Below are 25331 nucleotides of genomic sequence, written 5' to 3'. Positions count from 1 at the left end.
TCTGAGGAATCCTTTATCCAGCCAGTCCCTAGTGTTGGGGAAGACGGACTTCCTAGAGAAGCCGCTCCCTACCATTCGAGTTTTATTTTTTAGCTGTCGCAATGGTCACATGACCATCCAGCTACTGCTTTTTTACTTGCCTAGGGCAAAGGTCAAGGTTCCGCTGGCTGCCAATTTACCATTAACTTCTGCCTTGGCTTCGACAACAGCAATGGAACCACGGCGTTTGACAAACTTGGCGGTCATGACCAATTGGTCTCCAGGGACCACTTGTTTTTTGAATTTAACCTTGTCCATACCAGCATAAAAGACTAGTTTGCCTTGGTTGCCTTCTTTAGAAAGCTCCAAAACACCAGCTGTTTGGGCTAGGGCTTCCATAATCAGGACACCTGGCATAACAGGATATTCTGGGAAATGGCCTTGGAAAAAAGACTCATTGATGGTGACATTTTTAATGGCCACAATCTCGTCCTCAGACATTTCCAGAACACGGTCAACCAAAAGCATAGGATAGCGGTGGGGCAGGGCTTCTTTAATCTTGTTAATATCCATCATTTGATACGTACCAAGCCCTTTCCAAATTCAACCACTTCTTCATTGTCAACAAGAATTTCCGTTACAACACCATCCTTGGGTGCTGGAACTTCGTTCATGACCTTCATGGCTTCAATAATCAAGAGGGTTTGACCCTTTTTGACACTATCACCAACGGAAACGAAGGCTGGTTTATCAGGTGCCGATGCTAGATAGGCTACCCCGACAAGTGGACTTTCAACCAAGTCGCCTTCAGCCGCTAGGGCTGGAGCTGGACTTGATTCTGCCACAGCCTCGGACGATACCGGTGCAGCAACAGGTGCACTAACAACTTCAGCTACTGGAGCTGGAGCAGGTGCAGCCACTGGACTAGCTGGCTTAGCATCATTTTTACTCAAAACGAGGCTTTCCCCATTATTATTGTAGGCAAATTCACGCAGGCTTGAACCATCAAACTGAGTCATCAGGTCCTTGATTTCTGAAATATTCATGGATTAAGCCTCCCAACGTTTGAAGGCAAGCACGGCATTGTGACCACCAAAACCAAAGGTATTGGAAATGGCATAGTCAACATCTGCCTTACGACCTTGTCCCATGATAACATCACATTCGATGTCTTCAGACAATTCCTTAGTACCTGCAGTCATTGGCAAGAAGCTGTGGCGGATGGCTTCGATGGTTGCGATAGCTTCTACCGCACCAGCAGCACCAAGCAGGTGACCAGTGAAGGACTTGGTCGACGAAACTGGAACATCCTTCCCAAGAACAGTAACGATGGCCTTGCTTTCACCCTTTTCATTGGCTTGGGTTGAGGTACCATGGGCATTGACATAACCAACTTGGCTTGGTTCAATGTCAGCTTCTTTCAGAGCTAATTTCATAGCCTTAGCCGCACCAGAACCGTCAGGAGTTGGGGTGGTCATGTGGTAAGCATCACAGTTGCTACCGTAACCAACGATCTCTGCCAAGATATTAGCACCACGAGCTTGAGCGTGCTCCAGACTTTCAACAACTAGAACACCAGCACCTTCACCCATAACAAAGCCGTTGCGGTCCTTGTCAAATGGAATCGCTGAACGAGCAGGATCTTCAGTTGTTGACAGGGCAGTCAGAGCGTTGAAACCACCGATACCAATCTTAGTGATGGAAGCTTCGGCACCACCAGCAAGCACAACATCGTGAAGGCCATACTTGATTTCGCGGAAGGCTTCACCAATAGCATCATTAGCTGAGGCACAGGCTGTTGTAATTGACTTACATACCCCTTGAGCACCAATCTTAAGGGCAATATTACCGGCTGCCATATTAGAGAGAGCCTTAGGAATGAACATGGGTTGAATACGTTTCATGCCACGTTCGTGCATGCGGATGATTTGATCTTGCAATTCTTGCAGACCACCGATACCAGAAGAAACGATAACACCAGTCCGGTCACGGTCAACATTTTCCATGTCCAAGTTAGCATTTTCAAGGGCATCTAGGGCTGCATACATAGCAAAGAGAGAATAGTTATCCATCCGGTTCTTGTCTTTTTTGACAAAGTATTTATCGAATGGGAAGTCTTGAATTTCTCCAGCATTGTGAGCTGGGATTTCGGAAGCATCAAACTTTGTAATGGGTTTAATACCGATTTTACCGTTTTCTAGGCTATTCCAGAATTCTTCTGGCGTATTTCCAATTGGTGATGTGACACCGTAACCTGTTACAACAACGCGATTAAAAGTCATAATAGTTCCTCTATCTTTTTTGGATTATTTTTATGTAAAACTCAATGAAAATCAAAAGCTACAGATGGTACCAGTGTATGATAAAACGAGTTAACGACGAATTCTCTGATTTTCGAAGAGTGAAAAGCTCTGATTAACCTTGCATGGTCATGCCACCATCAATGGCAATAACCTGACCTGTTAGGTATTCCTGACTGGCTAAGAAGGCTACAACCTGGGCAACTTCCTCTGCCTGACCAATCCGCTTCATTGGGACTTGGGCAATCATGGCTTGCTTAGCCTTTTCAGGAATAGCGTCAGTCATATCTGACTCGATAAAACCTGGGGCAATGGCATTAACCCGGACATTACGGCCAGCAACCTCCCGAGCAACAGATTTGGTCAGGCCCAGCAGGCCAGCCTTGGAGGCTGCATAGTTGGCTTGGCCAACATTACCCATCAGACCAACAACCGATGACATATTGATGATGGCCCCTTGACGGGCCTTGCTCATGGGTTTCAAAACAGCCTGGGTCATATTGAAGGCACCAGTCAAGTTAATCTTGAGCACCTTTTCAAAATCTTCCTCAGTCATCTTGAGCATGAGCTTATCGTTGGTGATCCCAGCGTTATTGACCAGAACATCTACGGAACCCAAGGCCTCAATAGCTTCTGCTACCATTCGATTGGCATCGGCAGAATCAGAGACATCTCCAGAGATGGCCACAACCTTGACATCGTAATCAGAAAATTGGTCTAGGAGCTCATCAGAAATTGCTGAACGGCCATTGAGGACGATATTTGCCCCCTGGCTAGCAAACTTATGGGCAATCGCCAGGCCAATCCCCCGCGTTGAACCAGTGATAAAGACATTTTTCTTGCTTAATTCCATAAAAATCTCCTATTTTTCTAGCAGAGCTTGAAGGCTAGATAGGTCTTCGACATGGACCAGCTCTGCAGCTTTATCAATCTTCTTCATAAAGCCTGAGAGGACCTTACCTGGACCAATCTCAATGTAGGCTGTCACGCCCAATTCTTGCATGGTTGCAATAGAATCATAAAAGCGTACCGGTTCCATAACCTGACGAGCTAAGAGAGACTTGATATCAGCCTCATTCATAACCTTGGCTTCGGTATTACCGACCAAAGGAATCCTGAAATCTGAGAATTGAACCTTGTCCAATTCCTCAGCTAGCTGACGGCTAGCAGGCTCCAAGAGAGCTGTGTGAAAAGGACCAGAAACTTTTAGCGGAATCAAACGCTTGGCTCCAGCCTCTTTGAGATTCTCAACCGCTGCATCAACCGCTGCTACATCTCCGCCGATAACAATTTGAGCAGGGGTATTGTAGTTGGCTGGACGAACATAGCCCTTGTCTTGAGCCTTTTGACAGGCCTCTTCAATGACATCAACTGGCGTATTCATCACTGCAACCATCTTACCTGTTCCTGCAGGAGCTGCTGTTTCCATGAATTGCCCCCGTTTAGCCACTAGGGCAACTGCATCCTCAAAACTGAGAGCACCTGCCGCAACTAAGGCGGAATATTCACCCAAGGAAAGACCAGCAACCGCATCTGGCTCAATGCCTTTTTCCTTAAGCAAACGAGAGATGGCTACCGAGGTTGTCAAGATGGCTGGTTGCGTATAACGGGTTTGATTGAGCTTTTCTTCATCTTGGTCGATGAGTTCTCTCAGGTCATAGCCCAAGATTCGGCTGGCCGTATCAAAGGTTTCCTTAATAACTGGATAGGTTTCATACAAGTCTCTTGCCATACCGAGCTTTTGGGCTCCCTGACCGGCAAATAAAAATGCTGTCTTCGTCACAGTTTTTCCTCCAAGTTAGGGCGAGAGATTCTGCTCTTCTAAAAAATCTTAGGCCAGAAAAGGCTGGGACAAAAGTCCTAACTTCACTATTATTTTCATCAAACAATTGATGCCTTTGATTTGTCATTGAGCAATAGCCTAAAAGCCTAGGCTAGAATCTGAGGTCTTTGCTTGTTTTAGTCTTCTGAAACGTCTGCCCAGCGTGCAGCTTGGTCCTTGATAACCTTGGCAGCTCCATAGTAAAGGTCTTCCAAGATTTCTTGACAGGTTTCTTCCTTGCGGACCAGACCTGCGATTTGACCAGCCATTACTGAACCGTTTTGAACATCACCGTCAACAACAGCGTTGCGGAGGGCACCAGCACCTAGCTCTTCAATTTCTTCTTTTTTCAGCTTGCCAGTCAAGTAATCCTTCTCAGCTTGGGCATAGGCAGAAGACAATTTATTCTTGATGGCACGAACAGGGTGACCAACGACATTAGCAGATACGACCGTGTCAATATCCTTAGCCTTAAGCAATTTGTTCTTGAAATTTTGGTGAGCATTAGACTCCTTAGCGACAACAAAGCGGGTCCCAACTTGGATAGCCTCAGCACCCAGCATAAAGACAGCTGCAGCACCATTACCATCAGCCACACCACCAGCACCAACGACTGGAATATCAATGGCATCAACCACCTGGCGAACCAAGGTCATAGTGGTCAATTTACCGATGTGGCCACCAGCTTCCATACCTTCAGCGATGACCGCATCAGCACCAAGCTTTTCCATCCGTTTAGCCAAGGCTACACTTGGAACAACGGGAATAACGGTGATACCAGCCTCATGCAGACGTTCCATATATTTACCTGGATTTCCTGCACCAGTTGTGACAACTTTGACACCTTCTTCGATAACCAGGTCAACAATATCATCAGCAAAAGGAGATAAAAGCATGATGTTGACACCAAATGGCTTATCAGTAATTGATTTCACCTTATCAATATTCGCCTTGACAACTTCTTTAGGGGCATTACCGCCACCAATAATTCCAAGTCCTCCGGCATTAGAAACAGCACCAGCCAAATCACCGTCTGCAACCCACGCCATACCCCCTTGGAAAATAGGGTATTTAATATTCAATAATTCCGTAATTCGAGTTTTCATATAATTACTTACCTTTTTATATGTTATAACAATCCAACAACTTTGACCCTCAAAGTTTGAATATCAAAGTATTGGCCTAAAGAAGAAGGCGGATGAGTTGCCTCGTCCACCTTGCAGCCTAGCGTACTATTCAGAAGAACTAAGACGTTCCAAGGCTACACCTTCGTGACTAAATCCACAAAATTCAAAGGCTGGGAAAAGCTCCCAGTCCCTCAAACCAGCTTATTTAGTTTTTTCTTCAACGTAGGCAACCAAGTCACCAACAGTATTCAAACCATCTTCAGTTTCGATTTGGATGTCAAAAGCATCTTCGATTTCTGAAATAACTTGGAAGACATCAAGTGAGTCAGCGTCAAGTTCGTCAAATGTTGTTGTCAATTGAACTTCTTCTGCTTCTTTACCAAGTTCTTCAACGATGATTTCCTGTACTTTATCAAATACTGCCATTTTTAATATTCTCCTTTAAGATAAAAAATAAATTATTATAAATACTGTTTGTCACAGTTATCTACCTAAATTTTAACAATTAGACTGCCCCATGTCAATCCCCCACCAAATCCTGATAGGAGTACGGTCTGGGAACCGTCAAGTTTAATTATACCATTTTCTACTGACTCTGCTAGTAAAATAGGTACGCTAGCGGCGCTGGTATTACCGTAGCGCATCATATTGGCTAGGAATTTATCCCGCTCAATACCAATTTTCTTAGCCATCTTATCTAGGATGCGGATATTAGCTTGATGTAATAAGACGTAATCCAAGTCTTGCTGGGCCAACTGGTTATCCTCCAGCAAGACCCTGATGCTCTTGGAGACATCTCTGACGGCGAAGTCAAAGATTGTTCGACCATCCATAGCGAGGAAGGGATGATTCTCAGCCTTATTCGAATAGGGTGAGGATAGTCCGCATTGGCCAGAGGTCAAGCTTTGCCCCCGACCACCATCGCTATGTAAGTCTTCTGCCAAGAAGTGTTCTTCCTGAGTCGCCTCAAGAAGAACACCACCAGCACCATCGCCAAAGAGAACAGCTGTCCTGCGATCGCTCCAGTCTAGGGTTTTAGAAAGAACTTCCGCTCCGATAACTAGCCCTTTCTGATAGCTACCTGACTTGATAAATTTTTCAGCCGTTGCCAAGGCAAAGATGAAGCCTGAACATGCCGCTGTCAAATCGAAGGTGAAGGCCCTGCTGGCTCCGATAGTAGCCTGAACACGGGCCGCCGTTGACGGCATCATGGAGTCGGGTGAGATAGTGGCAACAATGATAAAGTCAATATCTTCAGGCTGGTAGCCAGATTTGTCTAAGAGTTGCTGAGCAACCTGGCTTGCTAAATCGCTAGTGTCTTGGTTGCGGCTGATGCGCCTCTCTTTGATACCAGTCCGACTGGAAATCCACTCATCACTGGTATCCATAATCTTAGACAAGTCATCATTGGTGATAATTTGTTCTGGTACATAGCAGGCTGTTTGACTAATTTTTGCAAAAGCCATTATTTCAACTCCTCAAGGAATTGATAGAGTTTATGTAAGCCTCGTTCTAGGGTCTTAACTTCCATCTCATCCATCCCTTCTGTAATTCGCGTTACCATATTTTTATGAAAACGATTATGTAAACGATAAATCAGGCGGCCTTTTTTAGTTAAGTTCAAATGAACAACTCGGCGGTCAACCTTTGAACGATGCCGTTCAACATAACCTTTTTTTTCTAATTTATTTAGGCTGGTTGTGACGGTCCCAAGAGTAACCATCAGTTCCCGAGCAATATCACTAGGTGTTGCATCTGGAATGTGACCGATAATATCAACGGTGTGCATTTCCTTCATGGACACATCATTAAAGCGACTATTTTTCAAACTCATTTCTTCAATCACTAAGACATTGTTGAAGACTTTAGTTAGGTATTCATTAACTAGTTTGTAATCCACTTTATACCTCGATTCTCAAACAATTTGATGGTCAAAGTATATCAAAACTGAAATATCTTTGCAAGATAAATGAAAAATTTTCTTAATCATCTGACTTTCAGAACAGCTCCCTAATGCCTCCACTAGGAGACAGAGCGGGCTGGGCTTAAAACTAGATTTTGATAGTCTTTTCGACCCAACTGACCTACTTTACAGCCTGTGAAAAAATCATGAAGAGGGCTTTCGTAAACTAGCTGGCTTACTTTTTTCTCTGAAAAAGGCAGTCAATTCACTACCTTTGAAAGTATCAAGATTATAAAGGGACTGCTGAGCCTAGCTTTCCCGTTTTCGGGCTAAGGATAAGCTTGGGATAAAAAAACTAAATTTCCACTATTTTAGTGGTTAAGTACTTTGACGCAGTGGTTGATTTGTGAGATGGCAAAGTCATCTAGCTACTCAAAGTAGCTGATGACTAACAGCAAGTACGATGGTGCTTGCTTAACCACCTCACTAGCTACGACTAAACTATAAGGTCAATAGGTTTGTCTCCACGTCTTGTTCAAGACATGCCAACGAAGTAGCAGTAAAGTCCCTATCCCTTGACAAGCAAGTGATAGGTCCAACAGTCTGGGAGACTGTTGGAGAAAATCAAGTCAACTGTGCGGGGGTGGGAAACAAAAAGTGCAGTGTCCCTTGAATCCCGCAACACGGAACCAATAAACTTGATCATAGTTTACCTGTGAAGTTAGTAAGGAAGACAGGAAGTTTGCCGATAGCAGCTTCCGAGGGTCTTCCCTGAGCCTTGAGACTAGGATGGTCTGGGGATAGACTAGACTTCCCGCAACACTCTTTTTGACTAGTCGATAATACTAGTCAAAAAGAGTGAGTAAGCGAGGTAGACAAGATACTCTAGCACTTGTCGTAAGTCTCCCTTGAACCTTAAAATGAGAGAGTGAGGTCAATCAATTTGACGAAATCACGATTTTCGTCCCGCTCTCATTTTCCCGTGAATTTTGGTCGGCGTTTGGCGCTGAAGGCATTAACACCTTCTTTAAAGTCTTCGGTAAAGGCCAAAGATTTTTGCAGGGCTAATTCTAAATCAGCATATTCTTCCCAACCAGCGAAGTCACTCTTCCAAACCATTTCTTTGATGGCCCTGAAGGAATTTGGTGAGCTACGTTTAAGCCGTTTAATGAGGCGGTCGGTATCGCGCTCTAGCTTTTCTGAGTCAGCTAGGCGGTAGACAAAGCCCCAATCCAAGGCTTTTTCAGCACTAACTGCTTCACCTGTCATGGTGATTTGAGTAGCCCGGTTAATGCCGATTGAGCGCGTCAGGAGGAAGAGACCCCCAGCATCCGGTGCCAAAGCAACACCGACAAAGGCTTGGATGAATTTAGCTTTTTCAGAGGCAAGAGTGAAGTCGGCCGCCAAGACCATATTGAAGGCCGCCCCAGCGACTGGTCCATCAACACTCATGATAACAGGCTTAGGCAGGCGTTTAATCATAAAGGAGATGGTATTAACCAATTCAGCAATTCTTACCAAAGATTGGACATCATCCGCATCAACTGCTTCTTGCATTTGTGCCAGGTCACCACCGACTGAGAATACCTTACCATTAGCGTTGATGAGTAGGATTCGCACGCTGTCATCTTTTTCAGCCTGACTGATGGCTTCGATGATTTCTTCACAGATTGGAATATTAAAACCGTTTGAGACCTCCGGACGATTTAAGGTTAGAGTTGCTACACCATCTTCGACACTGTAAAGAATGGTTGAGAAATTCATAAGATACCTCCGATTATTTTAATGTTCAAACAAATAGTAAGATTTTGTCGTATTCCAATTTATTATAGCTGAAAATGAGCGTTTGACAAGAAATTACTGTGATCAGACCAGTAAATGTTGCTCCAGCTATCTCTGACAACTAGCTAATCTCCCGAAAAAAGCTGGGAAAGCAAGACTTTAGAAAATTCCCAAAAACAAAAAGGGATAGTCTCCCTCTTATTTTTCTAACAAAAATTCTAGGCCTTGACTAAGACTAGTGATTAGTCTGTCAGCGGCTTCCTGATTAAGACCATAGCGCTTATCCTCAATAGCCCAAACTTCTATACCTGCGGCAACTCCAGCAGCAATGCCTTTTTCACTATCCTCGATAACCAGCAAATCTTTCTTAGCAAAGCCTAAGTAGTCGGCAGCCGCATTGTAGATAGCTGGATTTGGCTTGCTCTCCGGAAACTCTTCACCTGATAGAATGACATCAAAGTAGTCAGTCAGGTTGGTATCGGATAGGGCCTTTAAAATATCGTCCTTGGTTGAGCTTGAGGCCAACCCAATTTTATAGCCTGCTTGGCTGAGCCTATCTAGGGTGGGACGTACATCAGAAAAGATAACGTCGCTATAAGGCAGAGGGTGGGCTAGCTTATAGGCCCTATAATCAGCCTGAAGTTGAGCAAGGTCCCATTTCTGGTAGTCTTGACCAAGAATCTTTTGCCAGATCTGCTTCATATTGCCCCCGATAAAAAAGCTGGGAGGCAGGTGGCTGATTGAGATACCACGGGTCGCTAAAAATGCCTGACGGCGGCTGTAATAAAATTCCTCGGTGTCAAAGAGAACACCATCCATATCAAAAATAACTGCTTGCTTCATGAAAAACCTCAGCCTTATTCTACCACAAAGAGCTAGTCTGAACAAAGCGCACTCCTGTGAAGCACAGACAAAGTATGGCTGATATTAGGCCAAAATAGGAATTTGAAAAGTTGTCTGAATTTTGCTATAATTTTAGGCAATCTGGAAATGAAAGTTAGATGGAAGTGTTATGAAAGTCGTTAAATTTGGCGGGAGCTCTCTAGCTTCTGCACAACAGTTGCAAAAGGTATTGGACATTGTAAAATCGGACCCTAGTCGTCGCTTCGTGGTTGTCTCTGCTCCCGGTAAGCGCAACCCTGAGGACACCAAGGTTACCGATGCCTTGATTAAATACTACCGCTCCTATACCAATGAGGATGATGTCTCTAGTCATCAAGAGTGGATTATCAATCGCTACAAGGCCATCATTGATGAGCTGGGCCTGTCCCACAGTATTTTGGATAAGATTTCTGCTGCCATTACTGGGCTAGCTACCCTGCCGATTGAAGGCAATGATTTTCTCTACGATACTTTCTTGGCCGCTGGTGAAGATAATAACGCCAAACTGATTGCGGCCTATTTCCGCAAAAATGGTCTGCCAGCCCGCTACCTTCATCCTGGCAATGCCGGTATTATCGTTTCCAGCGAACCTGGCAATGCCCAAATTCTGCCAGGCAGTTACGATAAATTAGAAGAACTACGAGATAGTGATGAAGTATTGGTAATCCCTGGCTTCTTTGGTGTAACGGTTGACAAACAAATCTGTACCTTCTCCCGTGGAGGGTCCGATATTTCTGGCTCTATCGTTGCTGCTGGTGTCAAGGCTGACCTCTACGAAAACTTTACTGATGTTGACGGCATCTTCGCTGCCCATCCTGGGGTGGTCCACAAGCCCCATTCCATCAAGGAACTGACCTATCGGGAGATGCGGGAACTAGCCTATGCTGGCTTTTCTGTCCTTCATGACGAAGCCTTGATTCCAGCCTATCGCGGACGGATTCCTTTGGTTATCAAAAACACCAACAATCCCAGTCATCCTGGTACACGGATTGTCTTGGAGCACAGCAAGCAGGAGCTCCCGGTTGTCGGTATCTCTGGAGACGACAAATTTGTCAGTATCAATATTTCCAAATACCTGATGAACCGAGAAGTCGGTTTTGGGCGTAAGGTTCTACAGATTTTGGAAGAGCTTAATATTCGTTGGGAGCACATTCCAACAGGAATTGATGATATGTCCATCATCCTACGAGAAAGAGAATTGACCCCTATCAAGGAGCGAGAAATTCAAGCCCACCTGATGCAAAATCTAGGGGTAGATGAGGTCGAATTTGAACGTGACCTCTCCATTATCATGATTGTTGGGGAAAACATGAAGAATCAGGTTGGTGTCATGTCGACTGCTACCACGGCGATGTCCGACAAGGGTATTAATATTGAAATGATTTCGCAAGGTTCTAGCGAAGTTTCTGTTATGCTGGTTATCCAAAGCAAGCACGAAAAGACGGCAGTCCGAGCTATCTATAAGGCTTTCTTTGGAGAAGAAAATCAAGATAAGAAAAAATGATTTGACTAAGGTGCTCAGTTTGGGGGCCTTTTTTTGAGCCTACTTAGACAGCCAGTCTTAACCTTAATCAGATTGTTATCTTTTGCCAAACGCTTTTATGGTATAATTAAGAAGATTGCTTTTTGAACAAAAGGTATACCATTAAGTTCACACTGCATCAGGTTACTCTTAACAAAGGAACTGTTATGAAGAAATTCTTTATCAGCCTTTTAATGGCTCTCTCTTTACTCCTTGTCGGCAGTCTAGCCAAGGCCGATGATTTTGATGCTCCGGCCAAGCATGCGATTGCTGTCGAAGCGACAACCGGCAAGGTCCTCTACGAAAAGGATGCGACAACGCCGGACGGTGTTGCCTCTATGACTAAGATTTTAACAGTCTACATGGTCTACAAGGCCATCGATGAGGGCAAGCTTTCTTGGAATACCAAGGTAAAAATCTCCGATTATGCTTATGATTTGACGACTAATTCTGAGGCCAGCAATATTCCCATGGATGCTAGAGAATACACGGTCAAGGAACTAGTCAATGCAGCTCTGATTGCCAGTGCCAATAGTGCTGCTATAGCGCTGGCTGAAAAAATAGGTGGTGAGGAATCGACCTTCGTTGACATGATGCAGGCTCAGCTTAAACAATGGGGCGTCAAGGATGCTAAGTTGGTCAATGCCTCAGGTCTTAACAATAGTTACCTAGGAGACCATATCTATCCAGGTTCCAAGTCTGATGATGAGAATCTCATGAGTGCCCGAGATATGGCCATCATTGCTCGGCATTTGATTACCGACTATCCCGATGTGCTGGACATTACCAAGAAAGCCAGTGAAAAATTCGGGAATACAGACATGGCTACCTTCAATATGATGTTGGACGGTATGCCTTATGCTCGTGAGGGAGTTGATGGACTAAAAACGGGAACAACTGAACTGGCCGGCCAATCCTTCGTTGCAACATCAACGGAGAATGGTATGAGGGTCATTTCCGTTGTCATGCACGCTGATAATGCTGATACCAACCAATATGCTCGCTTCGAAGCAACCAATAAGATTCTTAACTATGTTGTCTACAACTTCCAGATGACTAATTTGACGGTCAAGGGTGAAAGCTATAAGTCCAGCAAGGCTAATGTCATTGACGGTAAAGCAAAAACCGTCTCGGCTGTTGCTAAGAACGATTTCCAAGTGGTCACCAAAATCGGTTCTGACAACAAACCAAGTGCCAAGGTGAAGACCAAAACCGTCTCAGCTGCAGTCAAAAAGGGGACCGAAGTCGGTAGCCTGACTTACAAGGATCCAGACCTAATCGGAACCGGTTATCTGGATGGGCCACCCAAGATTGCTTTAGTGGCCAAGGAGCCTGTCAAAAAGAGTTTCTTCCTCAAGGTCTGGTGGAACCATTTTGTCCGTTACGTTAATGAGAAACTTTAGCAGATATTTAAAACGGAGGCTTGGCCTCTTTTTTTGTTTGACCTAATTTCACTTTCTCCATCTATCATTTATTGAGTGTGGTTAAGGATGGGATGCAAAGTCCTCCTCGAAGAGTCTAAGTATTCTAAAGCCAAAAATGAGGTGGCCAGCTTAGATTTTTCAATGAATTGAAAAAAGATCCGGCGACTGCCAAACCTTTTGTTTATCTATTGGTTTTCGACATAGGCGATACACCAGTCAATTATTTCCTCCAGACGGGCCATTTGCTGGGTCATATGGAGGTAGCCGAGGACAGCCTCAAAGCCAGTCGACATCTTGTAGGTGATAATGTCGGTGTTCTTGGCCTTGGTATGGCTGTGGGCATTGCGCCCCCGCTTATAGATAGCCTCTTCCTCCTGGGTCAGGAGTCCTCCCTCTAGTAGGGCCTCAATCAGCATGGCCTGGGCCTTAGCTGATACATAACGGGTAGCCAGACGGTGGAGCTGGTTGGGCTTGGTCTGACCCTGAAAAATCAGGTGGCGACGGATGTAGAGGGAATAGACAGCGTCCCCTTCAAAGGCCAGGGCAATGCCATTTATCAGGTTGACATTGACTTTTTTAGTCACGGGTCCACCTCACTCCATCCTTGGTATCCAGCAGTTTAATGCCTTGAGCGGCTAGGTCATCACGAATTTTATCAGCTGTCGCAAAATCCTTGGCAGCTCTAGCAGCCTGACGCTTCTTAATCAAGGCTTCAATCTCGCTATCCAGACTTTCTTCTTGGAAGATGATGCCAAAGACTTCCAACATCTTGGCGAAAGCGGCCTTGATGGCCTGGTTGTAATGACCAGAATTAATCCATTTGGCCAAATCAAAGATAACTGTGATACCGTTGGCAGCATTGAAATCATCATCCATGGCAGTCTTGAAGTCGGCTAGAAACTTGTCCAAGCCAGCCGTGTCCGCCTGGTCATCCAGAGGCAGGGTATAGGTATTCTTGAGGTACTTGAGATTGACCTCGGCATCATGAATGGCCTTATCGGTAAAATTGATAGGCTTGCGATAGTGCTGGGTAGCCAGGAAGAAGCGCAGTACCTGACCATCAACGGTCTTGAGCAGGTCATGGACGGTCACAAAGTTGCCCAGAGACTTGGACATTTTTTCATTATCGACGTTGACAAAGCCATTGTGCATCCAGTAGTTGGCAAAGGTCTGGCCTGTCTTGGCCTCCGACTGGGCGATTTCATTGGTGTGGTGGGGGAATTCCAAATCGGCTCCGCCACCGTGAATGTCAATGGTATCTCCCAAAATGGTGGTTGACATGACCGAGCACTCAATATGCCAGCCTGGACGGCCAGCTCCCCAAGGGCTGTCCCAAGAAATTTCACCTGGCTTGGCAGATTTCCAGAGGGCAAAATCAAGTGGATCCTCCTTGAGCTCGGTTTCACTATCGGTCCGACCGCTGGCCCCCACTTCCAAATCCGCTAGGGTCTTATTGGCCAGGGCAGCGTAGTTTTGCGATTTTTGCACCCGGAAATAGACATCGCCACCAGCCTCATAGGCAAAGCCCTTGTCCATGAGGACCTGAACGAAATCAATAATTTGGTCCATAAAGTCCATGACCCGAGGATTTTGGGTGGCTGGCTTGATGCCCAGGGCCTTTGTATCTTCCATAAAGGCAGCGATAAACTTGTCAGCTAGGTCCTTGGGGGACATGTCGGCTTCCTTGGCTGCCTTGATAATCTTGTCATCGACATCGGTGAAGTTGGAAATGTAGTTGACCTGATAGCCGGCATATTCAAAATAGCGACGGATGGTATCAAAGGCCACGCTGGATCTGGCATTACCAATATGGATATAGTTGTAAACCGTCGGTCCGCAGACATACATATTGACCTGCCCCTCATGGAGAGGGACAAAATCACGCAGGCTTCTGGTCATGGTATCGTAGATTTTAATCATAAACTTTTTCCTTTACCTAAAAAATAAACCTTTCAGAATTTCAAACAGGGTTGCCGCAGCACTAGCAACTTCAATGCCTCTTAAAATTGGCTCATATTTTCTTAAAAAACTTCTTTGATTTTCTTTGTCTTCTGTATTATTGGCAAGGTAATCAATCTCTTCTTCTGGAATTCCCTTGGTAACCATTTCGTTTTTGTATTGGATGATTTGATTGTAATAGCTGCTAAAGCGATTATCCTGAAAATTGTTACCATCAAAATTATACTGAACTGGACCGTTGTTAGTAGTTTGGTTACCCCACCTATCGTATTCAAACTTTGACACCAACTTTATTACATAATAAATTCCGTCTTTAAAGTCTTTATCCTGTTTATCAATAAAAATTGGATTAACTGTATGAGACACTACATAAATGTCATTATTATATGGTGGTCTATATTTATGACCAGGTTCGTAAGTCTTTCTAATATAATTAAACTTATTTATTTCATTCTTTGTATATTTAAAGCCTAACCAAATATCACCATTTTCTCTTTGGCTAATTTTTCCCAATAGCTGACTATAATCTGCTTCAGCATCTCGTCTCTTTTCCGCAGAATTCCCCATATACACGAGAAAGATAAATAAACAAATAAAACCGATTAGGGGTAACCAAATCACTATTAACACCTCTAAACTTTCTTTTTTTCAACCTACTCTATTTCTTAGGCCCATCATCCTTGATAATAAAGGTCAAAATGATCCAGAAGATGCCGATAGCCAGCCAGATATAGGCATAGGTACGACTGCCGTAGAGCCATTGTTGACCAACATTGAGGAAGGCCAGGACAATGACCAGTAAATTTAACCAATTTCTCTTGAAAAAGTTCATTCTCGCCTCCTTTATTTGTGGCCACTTGCTAGAGCGGGGCAGAATCTAGGCCAGCCCCTTGTTTTCCTAAAGATGGGATGAATGATAGCTAGCCTCGCGGGCTTCCTGAAGTGTCTTGATTGCCTTCTCATCCTTTTGACCATGGACCCGAACAACCTTGGCGGGAACACCAACGACCGTGACATCTGCCGGCACATCCGACAGAACGACAGCTCCGGCTCCGACCTTGGCATTAGTCCCCACTTCAATGGGACCAATCAGTTGGGAATGGGCCGAAATCAGGGCACCTCGGCGGATGGTGGGATGGCGTTTGCCGACATCCTTACCAGTTCCCCCCAGGGTCACGCCGTGGTAGAGCATGGCACCTTTTTCCACGATAGCCGTCTCACCGATAACCAGCCCCGCCCCATGATCGATGAAGACCCCGCCGGCAATCTGAGCTCCGGGATGGATTTCAATATTGGTCCAAAAGCGCCAGAACTGGCTATGCATCCGAGCTAGGAGCCGCAGATGGTGGCGCCAGAGGAAGTGGGAAATCCGGTGGGCCGCTAGGGCCTTGATGCCAGGATAGGTTAAGAGCACTTCAAGGGAAGTCCGGGCCGCTGGATCCTGTTGTTTGACAATATCTATTGATTCTTTCCACCAACCCATAGGCACCTCTCTTATTCTTTCTTATTCTTCAATGCTAGCCCAGTCAACTAGGGTCTGATTTTCATTGAGGGGATCAATAACCACGCCCTTGGTAGCCCCGACACCCGATTCTCCTTGAGCCGGGTGGGCAATTTGATTCATAGTCCAAGTCATAACTAAGCCTTTAGCCACTCGGAAAGGATAGCCCAAATCACCATCATTATACCATTTGGCAAAACTGGGGATGCTGGAGAAAGCTGGGATATAAGTTTCATTTTCAATAGCTAAAGCTGGATAACTTCTTTGATAGCTGCCATCCTCGCTAGTCAAGATGATAACAGGAACAAAGTATTGGCGCTGCATAGGCTGACGCTCTTGATTTTCCTCACCTAGGACATCGTTCAAAAGTGTGGTGTAGGTATTGATGAGTTGGACTAGTTCACTACTCTTAAAAATGGTTGAATTGGCAAAGTCACCATTCTTTTTGATGTTGAAAACCAAGCCGTGCAGGCGGTGGGTTACAGCTTCCTCTAAAACATTAATACTGGAACGCTCAATCCAGTCTTGGGTTTTAGCACTCGGATGCTCTTTTTTGAAATTATCCAAGTCCGTCTTATTGGTGAAAACGGGAATAACCTTTTGTCCCTGCATGGCAATGGCGTAGGGCTCGGCAGCTGCAATCACCGGAATGGAGTGAAGGCTGTTGACCAAAGTCAAGCCATCCAGAAAATTTTCGGGATTAGCAATGAAATTGCGCAGGGCAAAATCAAGTTCTGAATTAAATTTATTCATGATGAGTTTCCTCTTTTACATGTTTTCAACTGTGGTGTCAGCATGCTGGGACTGATTGTGGCGGTCATGATTTTTGGTTGCGGCCGTCTGGATGGTCAGCATGCTTGTGCTGGTCGTGTTGCTCAACTTAGTCGTTAGTCTGAGCCTTGGCCTGATGTTCTTGGTGATTACCTGTTTGGTCATCACCTTGCTTATCAGACCGCTCTTGATGACTGCGGTTGGACTTGTGGTCCCTCTGGCTGTCTTTTTTGACTGTTGACTGCTTTCTTGATGCATGGTGGCCATGTTTCTTTTGATGGTGCTTTTGGGGCTCCTGCTCATCAAAACCTTCTGGTTTTGGCAAGAGGGCCTTGATGGAAGCATTAACCCGACCCTTATCATCAATCTTGAGAACCTTGACGGTGACCTTATCACCCAGTTTGACTACATCTTCGACCCGATTGGTCCGCTCCCAGGCTAATTCTGAGATGTGAACTAGGGCATCAGTCTTATCAAAGAGATTGACAAAGGCACCGAAGCTTTCAATACGAACAACTTCAGCCTCCTGGTAGATTTCACCGACCTTGGCTTCACGCACTAGGTTGGCAATGATTTCCTTTGCTCGGTCAATAGCATCTTGGTCAGGCGAGTAGATTTGGACATTTCCGTCTTCATCGATGTCAATCTTGACACCCGTCTCTTCAATGATTTTATCAATAGTTTCGCCACTCTTACCGATGACCACCTTGATTTTATCGACAGCAATCTTGATAGTATCAATCTTAGGAGCGGTTGGGGCCAATTCAGGCCGAGGGGCTGGAATGGTCGCCTCAATAAAATCCAGAATTTCAAAGCGGGCCTTCTTGGCCTGAGCCAAAGCCTCTTGAAGAATTTCTGGGGTAATGCCGGAAATCTTAATATCCATCTGCAGGGCGGTTATCCCTTGGCGGGTGCCAGCTACTTTGAAGTCCATATCACCAAAGTGATCTTCAAGTCCTTGAATATCGGTCAAAATAGTGTAGTTGCTGCCATCTGAAATCAAGCCCATGGCAATCCCGGCGACAGGTGCTTTAATCGGTACCCCGCCAGCCATCAGGGCCAGAGTGCCGGCACAGATGGAGGCTTGCGAAGAGGAACCGTTGGATTCCAGTACTTCTGCTACCAGACGGATGGCATAAGGGAAGTCCTCAAAGCTTGGCAGAACCTGAGCCAGAGCTCGTTCGCCTAGGGCACCATGACCGATTTCACGACGGCCGGGAGCTCCGTAACGGCCCGTTTCCCCGACAGAATATTGAGGGAAATTATAATGGTGCATAAAGCGTTTTCGGTACTCAGGATCCAGACCATCAACAATCTTACTCTCACTCATAGGAGCCAGAGTCAAGACAGACAGGGCCTGGGTTTGCCCGCGGGTAAAGAGACCAGAGCCGTGCACTTGCGGAAGAAAATCAACCTCAGCCTCTAAGGGACGAATTTCATCGACCTTCCGGCCATCAGGACGGACCTTGTCCTCAGTAATCAGGCGACGAACCTCAGCATGCTCCATTTCTTCTAAAATCTCAGCAACATCCCGCAGGATGCGGTCCAAGTCGTCATCATCCGCATAGCGTTCCTCATAGACAGCCAAGACTTGGTCCTTGACCGCTTGGGTCGCTTCTTCGCGGGCCAACTTTTCTTCAACCTGAACGGCCTTTTGCAGGTCGCTATTGTAGCTTGCTAGAATTTCAACCTCAAGCTCAGGGACAACCTGAAGGAGTTCAACCTCAGCCTTTTCCTTGCCGACGGCTGCGACAATTTCTTCCTGGAAGGCAATCAATTCTTGAATGGCTTGGTGGCCCTTGAGCAGGGCCTCCAGCATAATTTCTTCAGATAACTCCTTGGCACCTGATTCCACCATATTGATGGCTTCCTTGGTTCCTGCAACCGTCAGCTCCAAACTGGAGTCTTCTTTTTGCTGGGCACTAGGATTAATGACGAAGTCACCATCCAAATAGGCAACCTGAACCCCAGCAATGGGCCCATTAAAAGGAATGTCAGAAATACAGAGGGCTAGCGAACTAGCAAACATGGCAGCCATGGGAGCCGATGCATCCGCATCATAGGAGAGGACAGTATTGATGACCTGAACCTCATTACGAAAGCCTTGGGCAAACAGGGGCCGAATAGGCCGGTCAATGAGACGAGCAGTTAGGGTTGCATCGGTTGAAGGACGCCCTTCGCGCTTCATAAAGCCACCAGGAAATTTCCCTGCTGCATACATCTTTTCCTCGTAATTGACCTGCAAGGGAAAGAAGTCAGTTGTTGCCATCTTCTTGGACATGGTGGCTGCACAGAGGACCGTTGAATCCCCATAACGCACGACTGCTGCACCATTTGCCTGCTTGGCAACCTGACCAATTTCAACCACTAGGGGCTTACCAGCAAAGGTCATCTGAAAGGTTTGTTTTGCCATGTATCTACCTCATTTTCTTGAAGCTGCAAGGAAATACCAAAGGTCAAAATCCGACCTTGACTGATCCTTGAAATTCCTCCTTAAACTTGATACCCGTTTTTTACAAAATTAAATAAAGATGACAGCAAAAGCTTGCCCCAAGGCCTCTTGACTTAATTTTGCATAAAACCATGGTATCGCTTATATTCTACCACAAAAGAGCCCCAATGATAAGGACAGAATGGTAACAAATATAGCAAAAAAGCTCCAGAAGAAGCTTTGGAACTTAAATCCGATTCAGCATCCTAACGATGGCCAAGAGGGCCAGACAAAAAACGATAAGGATACCCAGGCCAGACAAACCGGCTTGAATTCTTTTGGCCCTGGTCAAATTCAGTGGCAGACCCAGACCAAAAAGCAGGGGACCCAAACTATAGAAGCCATAAAAGAGGACTTCATATTTGAGATGGAGGCTGAAAAATGAAAGGCCAAAGACAAGAGCCCCCCAGAGACTGAGCCAGGTCATCTTGTGGTGCTGGGGTGACAGGGCCAGGCCGATAAAGGCCAGACCCAGAGCCGGCATAGCCAGGATAAAAATAAAGAGAAACTGTACTAACATGGCCCTATTATAGCATAAAGGTTAAACAGTTAAGCAAGGCTATGAGACTTAGAGAGCCTAAGAGAGCTCTAAGCTCAAGCCTCAGCAATCAGAGGCTGGGACAAAAGGCCCTATCCTCATAACTTTTTCAAACACAGTGGTTGATTGGACGTCCTTATCCCTTGACAAGCAAGTGATAGGTCCAACAGTCTGGGAGACTGTTGGAGAAAACCAAGTCAACTGTCGGGGGTGGGAGTGTCTAGTCCAGTGGACTGTTTCAGCCCGAAGCCTTGGAACTAGAGAGCTAGGGAAAATCGATTTCTTAGAAATCATGATTTTTGTCCCACTCCCTCTGGCTGTCACTCAAATGACATTATTAGTCCCAGCCCCAACTTTGCCAAACTGAGTCACTTCACTTTGAACCCCCAAAACAAAGAACCCAAACTGAGTTTGAGTTCCGTGTTTCTTATTGGTCTTGATGACAGCTTAGAATTGGTCAATCAAGAGTTGTTTCATATCTTCGATGTATGGTTGACGTGGGTTGGCTGGGGTACATTGGTCATCGTAGGCCAGGCTTGCCAAGCGGTCGACTGCTGCTTCGAAGGCCTTCTTGGTAACACCGTTTGCAGACAACTTAGGTTCAACATCAACAGCATGCATGAGTTTGTCAATCTTTTGGCAGAGGGCTTCGACCAATTCTTCATCGGTCTTACCTTTGAGGCCAAGGGCACGGGCAATGTCAGCGTAGTCGCGTTGAGCACGATATTCTTCGTAACGTGGGTAAACAGAGCGTTTAACATTACCAGTTACACCATTGTAGCGGATAACGTGTTGCATTGCGATTGAGATGGCAAGTCCATGTGGCAGACCAAATTCACCACCGGTCTTGTGGGCCAGAGAGTGGTTGATACCTAGGAAGGAATTTGAGAAGGCCATACCAGCAAGGGTTGCGGCATAGTGCATATTTTCTCGAGCTTGTTCCCCTTGGAGGGTTGGATGTTTTGGATCAAACTTGTAAGATTCTTCCAAGTTTTCCATAACCAACTTAATTGCTTGCAGGGACCATGGGCGAGTCAGGTCAGATGCCATGACAGAAACGTAAGATTCAAGAGCATGAGACAGGGTGTCCAGACCAGAGAGAGCGACAGTGCGTTTTGGCACGGTCATAACAAATTCTGGGTCAACAATTGCCACTTGAGGGGTCAATTCATAGTCGGTCAATGGGTATTTGACATGGGTATTATCATCAGTGATAACCGCATAAGGGGTAACTTCTGAACCAGTACCAGAGGTCGTTGGGATACAGAAGAGACGAGTAGCATCTTGGTGTTTGAACTTAACAATCCGCTTACGAATATCAATGAACTTTTGTTGCAGACGCAAGAAGAGTTCACTCACTTTTTCATAGCTATCAAGGAAGTCAGCTTCTTGATCCAATGAGTATTCGTAGATGTAGCGGGCAATCTTGGCCGCATCCAGAGCAGAACCACCACCAACGGCGATAACCGTATCAGGTTTGAAGTCCCGCATTTGTCGAGCGATTTCGATGGTTTGACCTAGAGTTGGGTCGGGTTTGATGGTACCGTAGATTGAAGTTTCAACCTTTTGATCCCGCAGGGCCAATTGGCCAAGAACGGTATCAACAAAGCCGAATTGCACCATACCTGGGTCGGCAACGATGAGAGCTCGAGTCATTTCTTCGGTCTCATCTTGCAGGTAAGAAATAGCATTCTTTTCGTAGTAAGTTTTTTCTGGAAGGCGAATCCATTGAGGACGGTTACGACGTTTAGCCACGGTCTTAATGTTCAAGAGATCGCCAGTTGATAGATTGTGTGACAATGAATTTTTCCCCCATGATCCTGTTCCGAGTGTCAAGCTAGCTTTCAGAGCATCGGTATAGATGTCACCGATACCACCGACTGAGTCAGGTTGGTTAACCAAAATCCGAGAAGATTTGAGGCGGTCACCATATTCTTTGAGGAAAGGATCAGCTTGGGAACCAATTTGGATGGCACAGTTGTGGCCAGCCCCTTGATAATCAAGCAGGGCTTCAACGATTTGAATACCATCTTCACGGTCCTTAGCCTTATAGACAGAAAGCAGTGGAGACAATTTTTCAGAAGACATTTTTTCGCCGATTTTCTTCTTGTCCAATTCGAACAGGAGGACATCTTTTCCTTCTGGCAAATCAACACCAGCATGTTGGCAAATCCACTGAGCTGACATACCAGCTACGGGACCATTAACGCCGTGATTGTCATTAAAGACGAAGTCTTCAAATTTCTTATAATCTTTCTTAGGAACGAGGTAGGCACCTTTTTCTTGCATCTTAGCCAACCATTCCTTGTAGATTGGTGCTTCAACAACTGCTGAGTTTTCAGTCGCACAAATCATACCATTATCGAAACGTTTAGAAAGAAGCAGGTCTTCAACCGCACGGTTGAGGTGGGCCGTCGCATCAACATAAACCGCACCATTACCAGCACCAACCCCCATTGATGGGTTACCAGATTTGAGGGCTGCATTAACCATACCAGGTCCACCAGTTGCCAAGATAGAAGCAATCTTCTTGTTAGAAATCAAGGCATTGGTATTAGGAATAGATGGCTTTTCAATCCATTGGATACAGTTTTCAGGAGCTCCAGCAGCTAGGGCTGCATCATAGAGAATTTGTGCCGCATGAGCTGAACATTTTTGAGCTGCCGGGTGGAAGGCAAAGACGATGGTATTACGAGTTTTAAGGGCTACCAAAATCTTGAACATGGTTGTTGATGTTGGGTTGGTAGTTGGCACAATCCCTGCCAAGACACCGAGTGGAGCAGCAATTTGAATACCACCAGAAATCTTATCTTCACCGATAACACCAACAGTTTTTTCGTTCTTGATAGATTCAAAAACATTTTCGGTTGCGAAGTGATTCTTGGTATCCTTATCTTCTACCACACCACGTCCAGTTTCTTCATGGGCTTCCTTAGCTAATTGCAAGGAATTTTCAGAACCAGCCAAGGCCATGGCTGCAACGATTTTATCCACTTGCTCTTGCGTGTAGGTCGCAAAGATTTTTTCTGCTTCGACAGCCTTGTCTACAAGTTGAGCAGTATATTTCCGAGCTTCTTCTTCAACATTAGGATCTACTACTTTTGCTTCTTTTGCCATTAAATTATCCTCCAATAGGGTCTTTAAAAATCTTCTGATTTAAGAAGGCCATCACAGCTAAAATTCTGTGGAATTTTCAGTTTGTGATTTTCTTCACGTTTATATTGTAACCCTTTTCAAAATAATGTCAAGTATTTATTGTGATTTTCTTCACGAAATTATCAAAATTGGTATAAAAACTCCAGCAACTCCTCTTAAATAGCAAAAACTGCCAAGCAAAAGATTATCAGTCCTAAAATTCTATTCTTGAATATAAGCAGACACATAGTTCCACGAAAAATCTAATTGAGATATTTTAGTCAAACATAGTTGAAATCTTGATAGCAAATTTAATCGCTTCCAAGGTAAAAACAGACTAAGTACTAACCAAATTCACTTCACCCCTGCACCTTCCCTATTCCTAGTTGAACTGTCCTAAAGCTCCAGTATCTTGCTAATCAGGTGGGGCTACAACTCTGTGAAAAAGACTTGTTTTTTAACCCAAATCTTCAAATATTATCGTCCTCAATGAAAATTAAAAAGCATACGAGGCAAAGCGAGGCAGGCTGTACTTGAGTACGGCAAGTCGCTTTAACGACGTATGCTTTAAATTTTCGCAGAGGATTACCGGCGAAGTCCGAGTGATTGAATTAATTCACGGTAACGGTTTACATCGGTACGACGTAGGTAAGCCAAGAGGTTACGACGATGACCGATTTTTTTCATCAAGCCACGGTAAGTTGCGTGGTCTTTTTTGTGTTGTTGAATGTGCTCATTGAGGTGGTTGATTTCCCAAGTCAAAACTGCAACTTGAACTTCAACTGAACCAGTGTCACCTTCGTGACGAGCGTATTGAGCAATGATTTCATTTTTTTTCTCTTTTGAAATTGCCATGTTTTTTCTCCTTTTATTGCTTCATCCGAGTGGTAGGTTTTGGCAAATCCTACTACCAAGAAGAAGTTAGTATGTCTTTGCGACTCTTATATTCTAGCAGAAGCCACAAGCTCTGTCAAAGAATTTATTAAGAAAATCGTCTCTTCAACCAAAGAACCAGTCCCAATCCAATGCTCAAGCCACCAAAAATGGCAAAGGCCTCTGCCGGTCCGCTGGCAAAGAAACCAAAGAGGCGTAGAACCAAGGAAGCACAAGCTCCACCCAGGTTACACCCCAGCAGAACTAGGGTCGTAGCGGTGTGAAGGTGGCGTTTGTGAATGGTCTCAGAAATGAGATTGAAGACATAGGTGACCCCCAGACTATAGACAAAACCAGTTAAGAGGGCACCAATCCCTAAAACTAGCAGGCTATGAGCCAGCCACATGACTAAGAGTCCAGCACCTAGAACCAGGACCGCTAGACTCATGAGCGAACGACCAAAAATCTCGACCAGACTGCTAAAGAAGGTGCCAGATAGAATTCCCATCAGCATCATCAGGCTGAGGATGAAACTGGCCTGTTGAGCCGTTCCTAGACCAAATTGGGTTACAACCACTGGTATTCGCAAGGTGTTGGCAGAATTTATGAGGATGACAAAACCGGCATAGAGAGCTAAGGAGAGAATATAGAGTAGGCGACGGCTAGTCAGAGGCTCTGGCTTAGCTTGTTTTTTCAGGGGTTGCTCCTGAACCTGAACTTTCTTAGGAACTTGGGGAACAAAGAGCAAATAGAGAGCCAGAATAGCCAAGCCCAGGCCATAAATAAGAAAGGTCGCCGACCAAGAAATTGTCAACAATTGACCAGCGATAAAAGTCAGAAAGGCCGAACCTAGAACCTCTGCTGACCCCCGCAGGCCTAGCATTTTAATACGTTCACGACCTGTAAAAAATTGACTAATAATGCTAATAGCTCTGGCATTAATCAGACCAATTCCCAGGCCTAGAATCAGACGAGAGACAAAGACCAAGCTATAGGTCTGATTGACCAAGGGAAAGAAACCACCAAAGGAAAGCAGACAAAGGCCACTGACAATAATCAGGCGTTCTGAAAAGACACGACTGAGCCAAGGGGTCAGCAAGAGAACCCCAATAATAGCAAAGGAGGGCAGGGAAACCAAAAGTTCCACCCAATCAGAACTGATGCCCTGCCGACCATAGTAAATAATCATCTCTGGCAAAGCTGGTGAAATGGCATAGGTTGAAACCAGCATCAGGGACAAGGCCAAGAGACTGATTTTTTCCATCAAAATTTTCATAATTCTTCCTTCTTGAAAAACAGTAATGATACCAGTATAATGAAAA

Annotated in this window: 24 protein-coding genes; 2 read left to right on the top strand and 22 right to left on the bottom strand. The window is 45.2% G+C overall.

Going from position 1 to position 25331, the window contains the following annotated elements; translation table 11 throughout:
* Positions 1-132 precede the first annotated feature (132 nt).
* From fabZ to BS63_RS0103735, 11 genes are all read right to left on the bottom strand, one after another.
* A complete protein-coding gene (fabZ, locus tag BS63_RS0103785; RefSeq protein ID WP_002961469.1) occupies positions 133-555 on the bottom strand; it encodes a 3-hydroxyacyl-ACP dehydratase FabZ in 423 nt (140 codons plus the stop codon).
* Positions 552-1025, bottom strand: coding sequence for an acetyl-CoA carboxylase biotin carboxyl carrier protein (gene accB / locus BS63_RS0103780; protein ID WP_002961468.1), 474 nt, complete (start codon positions 1023-1025; stop codon positions 552-554). Before accB ends, fabZ begins: the two co-directional genes overlap by 4 nt.
* A 3-nt stretch (positions 1026-1028) precedes the next feature.
* Positions 1029-2261 carry a beta-ketoacyl-ACP synthase II gene (gene fabF / locus BS63_RS0103775; protein ID WP_021674281.1) on the bottom strand — a complete coding sequence of 411 codons (1233 nt, stop codon included), beginning with the start codon at positions 2259-2261 and terminating at the stop codon, positions 1029-1031.
* A 133-nt stretch (positions 2262-2394) separates the two neighbouring features.
* Positions 2395-3132, bottom strand: a complete 738-nt coding sequence (fabG, locus tag BS63_RS0103770) for a 3-oxoacyl-[acyl-carrier-protein] reductase (RefSeq protein ID WP_002961466.1) — start codon at positions 3130-3132, stop codon at positions 2395-2397.
* A gap of 9 nt (positions 3133-3141) precedes the next feature.
* Positions 3142-4062: an ACP S-malonyltransferase gene (gene fabD, locus BS63_RS0103765; RefSeq protein WP_002961465.1), complete on the bottom strand. Its 921-nt coding sequence runs from the start codon at positions 4060-4062 to the stop codon at positions 3142-3144.
* Between the two features lie 176 nt (positions 4063-4238).
* Positions 4239-5207 (bottom strand): enoyl-[acyl-carrier-protein] reductase FabK, encoded by a 969-nt coding sequence (gene fabK, locus BS63_RS0103760; protein WP_019781549.1) that lies wholly within the window; start codon positions 5205-5207, stop codon positions 4239-4241.
* 222 nt (positions 5208-5429) lie between these two features.
* Positions 5430-5654, bottom strand: a complete 225-nt coding sequence (locus BS63_RS0103755; RefSeq protein ID WP_002961463.1) for an acyl carrier protein — start codon at positions 5652-5654, stop codon at positions 5430-5432.
* 65 nt (positions 5655-5719) lie between these two features.
* Complete coding sequence (locus tag BS63_RS0103750; protein WP_019781548.1) at positions 5720-6694, bottom strand: beta-ketoacyl-ACP synthase III; 975 nt, start codon at positions 6692-6694, stop codon at positions 5720-5722.
* Positions 6694-7128, bottom strand: a complete 435-nt coding sequence (fabT, locus tag BS63_RS0103745; RefSeq protein ID WP_002961461.1) for a fatty acid biosynthesis transcriptional regulator FabT — start codon at positions 7126-7128, stop codon at positions 6694-6696. The genes BS63_RS0103750 and fabT overlap by 1 nt, the downstream gene beginning before the upstream one ends.
* A 975-nt stretch (positions 7129-8103) precedes the next feature.
* Positions 8104-8895, bottom strand: coding sequence for a trans-2-decenoyl-ACP isomerase (fabM, locus tag BS63_RS0103740; protein WP_002959879.1), 792 nt, complete (start codon positions 8893-8895; stop codon positions 8104-8106).
* A 216-nt stretch (positions 8896-9111) separates the two neighbouring features.
* Positions 9112-9756, bottom strand: a complete 645-nt coding sequence (locus BS63_RS0103735) for an HAD family hydrolase (RefSeq protein WP_002959877.1) — start codon at positions 9754-9756, stop codon at positions 9112-9114.
* A gap of 169 nt (positions 9757-9925) precedes the next feature.
* Between BS63_RS0103735 and BS63_RS0103730 the strand changes: the two genes are divergently transcribed.
* Both BS63_RS0103730 and pbp3 read left to right on the top strand, forming a co-directional pair.
* Positions 9926-11299 carry an aspartate kinase gene (locus tag BS63_RS0103730; protein ID WP_019770626.1) on the top strand — a complete coding sequence of 458 codons (1374 nt, stop codon included), beginning with the start codon at positions 9926-9928 and terminating at the stop codon, positions 11297-11299.
* A gap of 185 nt (positions 11300-11484) precedes the next feature.
* Complete coding sequence (gene pbp3 / locus BS63_RS0103725) at positions 11485-12720, top strand: D-alanyl-D-alanine carboxypeptidase PBP3 (RefSeq protein ID WP_002959876.1); 1236 nt, start codon at positions 11485-11487, stop codon at positions 12718-12720.
* 206 nt (positions 12721-12926) lie between these two features.
* Here the strand turns inward: pbp3 and BS63_RS0103720 are convergent, their stop codons facing one another.
* The 11 genes from BS63_RS0103720 to BS63_RS0103670 form a co-directional block, all read right to left on the bottom strand.
* Positions 12927-13325, bottom strand: a complete 399-nt coding sequence (locus BS63_RS0103720; RefSeq protein WP_019769784.1) for a Mini-ribonuclease 3 — start codon at positions 13323-13325, stop codon at positions 12927-12929.
* The gene (cysS, locus tag BS63_RS0103715) at positions 13318-14661 is read right to left on the bottom strand and encodes a cysteine--tRNA ligase (RefSeq protein ID WP_002959873.1); all 1344 of its coding nucleotides are present in this window, start codon (positions 14659-14661) and stop codon (positions 13318-13320) included. Before cysS ends, BS63_RS0103720 begins: the two co-directional genes overlap by 8 nt.
* A 12-nt stretch (positions 14662-14673) precedes the next feature.
* Positions 14674-15330: a hypothetical protein gene (locus tag BS63_RS0103710; protein ID WP_002959872.1), complete on the bottom strand. Its 657-nt coding sequence runs from the start codon at positions 15328-15330 to the stop codon at positions 14674-14676.
* 28 nt (positions 15331-15358) lie between these two features.
* The gene (locus tag BS63_RS1000000112115; protein WP_169447858.1) at positions 15359-15532 is read right to left on the bottom strand and encodes a hypothetical protein; all 174 of its coding nucleotides are present in this window, start codon (positions 15530-15532) and stop codon (positions 15359-15361) included.
* Between the two features lie 66 nt (positions 15533-15598).
* Positions 15599-16183 (bottom strand): serine O-acetyltransferase, encoded by a 585-nt coding sequence (cysE, locus tag BS63_RS0103700; RefSeq protein WP_019771342.1) that lies wholly within the window; start codon positions 16181-16183, stop codon positions 15599-15601.
* A gap of 21 nt (positions 16184-16204) precedes the next feature.
* On the bottom strand, positions 16205-16954 hold the full coding sequence (locus BS63_RS0103695) for a hypothetical protein (RefSeq protein ID WP_002959870.1): 750 nt from the start codon (positions 16952-16954) through the stop codon (positions 16205-16207).
* A gap of 127 nt (positions 16955-17081) precedes the next feature.
* Complete coding sequence (gene pnp, locus BS63_RS0103690; protein WP_002959869.1) at positions 17082-19385, bottom strand: polyribonucleotide nucleotidyltransferase; 2304 nt, start codon at positions 19383-19385, stop codon at positions 17082-17084.
* A 265-nt stretch (positions 19386-19650) separates the two neighbouring features.
* Positions 19651-19983: a hypothetical protein gene (locus BS63_RS0103685; protein WP_002959867.1), complete on the bottom strand. Its 333-nt coding sequence runs from the start codon at positions 19981-19983 to the stop codon at positions 19651-19653.
* Positions 19984-20448: 465 nt separating this feature from the next.
* Positions 20449-23118, bottom strand: a complete 2670-nt coding sequence (gene adhE / locus BS63_RS0103680) for a bifunctional acetaldehyde-CoA/alcohol dehydrogenase (RefSeq protein WP_002961668.1) — start codon at positions 23116-23118, stop codon at positions 20449-20451.
* A gap of 603 nt (positions 23119-23721) precedes the next feature.
* Positions 23722-23991, bottom strand: a complete 270-nt coding sequence (gene rpsO, locus BS63_RS0103675) for a 30S ribosomal protein S15 (protein WP_002961667.1) — start codon at positions 23989-23991, stop codon at positions 23722-23724.
* A 127-nt stretch (positions 23992-24118) separates the two neighbouring features.
* On the bottom strand, positions 24119-25285 hold the full coding sequence (locus BS63_RS0103670; RefSeq protein WP_002961666.1) for an MFS transporter: 1167 nt from the start codon (positions 25283-25285) through the stop codon (positions 24119-24121).
* Between the last annotated feature and the right edge of the window lie 46 nt (positions 25286-25331).

The organism is Streptococcus sobrinus DSM 20742 = ATCC 33478, from assembly GCF_000686605.1.
Classification (GTDB): domain Bacteria; phylum Bacillota; class Bacilli; order Lactobacillales; family Streptococcaceae; genus Streptococcus; species Streptococcus sobrinus.
This window is presented reverse-complemented; position numbering and strand designations above follow the sequence as displayed.

Excerpts from the sequence above, each read along its gene's own strand:
- fabZ (WP_002961469.1), bottom strand. The coding sequence starts at position 555 with ATGATGGATATTAACAAGATTAAAGAAGCCCTGCCCCACCGCTATCCT.
- accB (WP_002961468.1), bottom strand. The coding sequence starts at position 1,025 with ATGAATATTTCAGAAATCAAGGACCTGATGACTCAGTTTGATGGTTCA.
- fabF (WP_021674281.1), bottom strand. The coding sequence starts at position 2,261 with ATGACTTTTAATCGCGTTGTTGTAACAGGTTACGGTGTCACATCACCA.
- fabG (WP_002961466.1), bottom strand. The coding sequence starts at position 3,132 with ATGGAATTAAGCAAGAAAAATGTCTTTATCACTGGTTCAACGCGGGGG.
- fabK (WP_019781549.1), bottom strand. The coding sequence starts at position 5,207 with ATGAAAACTCGAATTACGGAATTATTGAATATTAAATACCCTATTTTC.
- BS63_RS0103755 (WP_002961463.1), bottom strand. The coding sequence starts at position 5,654 with ATGGCAGTATTTGATAAAGTACAGGAAATCATCGTTGAAGAACTTGGT.
- BS63_RS0103750 (WP_019781548.1), bottom strand. The coding sequence starts at position 6,694 with ATGGCTTTTGCAAAAATTAGTCAAACAGCCTGCTATGTACCAGAACAA.
- fabM (WP_002959879.1), bottom strand. The coding sequence starts at position 8,895 with ATGAATTTCTCAACCATTCTTTACAGTGTCGAAGATGGTGTAGCAACT.
- BS63_RS0103735 (WP_002959877.1), bottom strand. The coding sequence starts at position 9,756 with ATGAAGCAAGCAGTTATTTTTGATATGGATGGTGTTCTCTTTGACACC.
- BS63_RS0103730 (WP_019770626.1), top strand. The coding sequence starts at position 9,926 with ATGAAAGTCGTTAAATTTGGCGGGAGCTCTCTAGCTTCTGCACAACAG.
- pbp3 (WP_002959876.1), top strand. The coding sequence starts at position 11,485 with ATGAAGAAATTCTTTATCAGCCTTTTAATGGCTCTCTCTTTACTCCTT.
- cysS (WP_002959873.1), bottom strand. The coding sequence starts at position 14,661 with ATGATTAAAATCTACGATACCATGACCAGAAGCCTGCGTGATTTTGTC.
- BS63_RS1000000112115 (WP_169447858.1), bottom strand. The coding sequence starts at position 15,532 with ATGAACTTTTTCAAGAGAAATTGGTTAAATTTACTGGTCATTGTCCTG.
- cysE (WP_019771342.1), bottom strand. The coding sequence starts at position 16,183 with ATGGGTTGGTGGAAAGAATCAATAGATATTGTCAAACAACAGGATCCA.
- BS63_RS0103695 (WP_002959870.1), bottom strand. The coding sequence starts at position 16,954 with ATGAATAAATTTAATTCAGAACTTGATTTTGCCCTGCGCAATTTCATT.
- pnp (WP_002959869.1), bottom strand. The coding sequence starts at position 19,385 with ATGGCAAAACAAACCTTTCAGATGACCTTTGCTGGTAAGCCCCTAGTG.
- BS63_RS0103685 (WP_002959867.1), bottom strand. The coding sequence starts at position 19,983 with ATGTTAGTACAGTTTCTCTTTATTTTTATCCTGGCTATGCCGGCTCTG.
- adhE (WP_002961668.1), bottom strand. The coding sequence starts at position 23,118 with ATGGCAAAAGAAGCAAAAGTAGTAGATCCTAATGTTGAAGAAGAAGCT.
- rpsO (WP_002961667.1), bottom strand. The coding sequence starts at position 23,991 with ATGGCAATTTCAAAAGAGAAAAAAAATGAAATCATTGCTCAATACGCT.
- BS63_RS0103670 (WP_002961666.1), bottom strand. The coding sequence starts at position 25,285 with ATGAAAATTTTGATGGAAAAAATCAGTCTCTTGGCCTTGTCCCTGATG.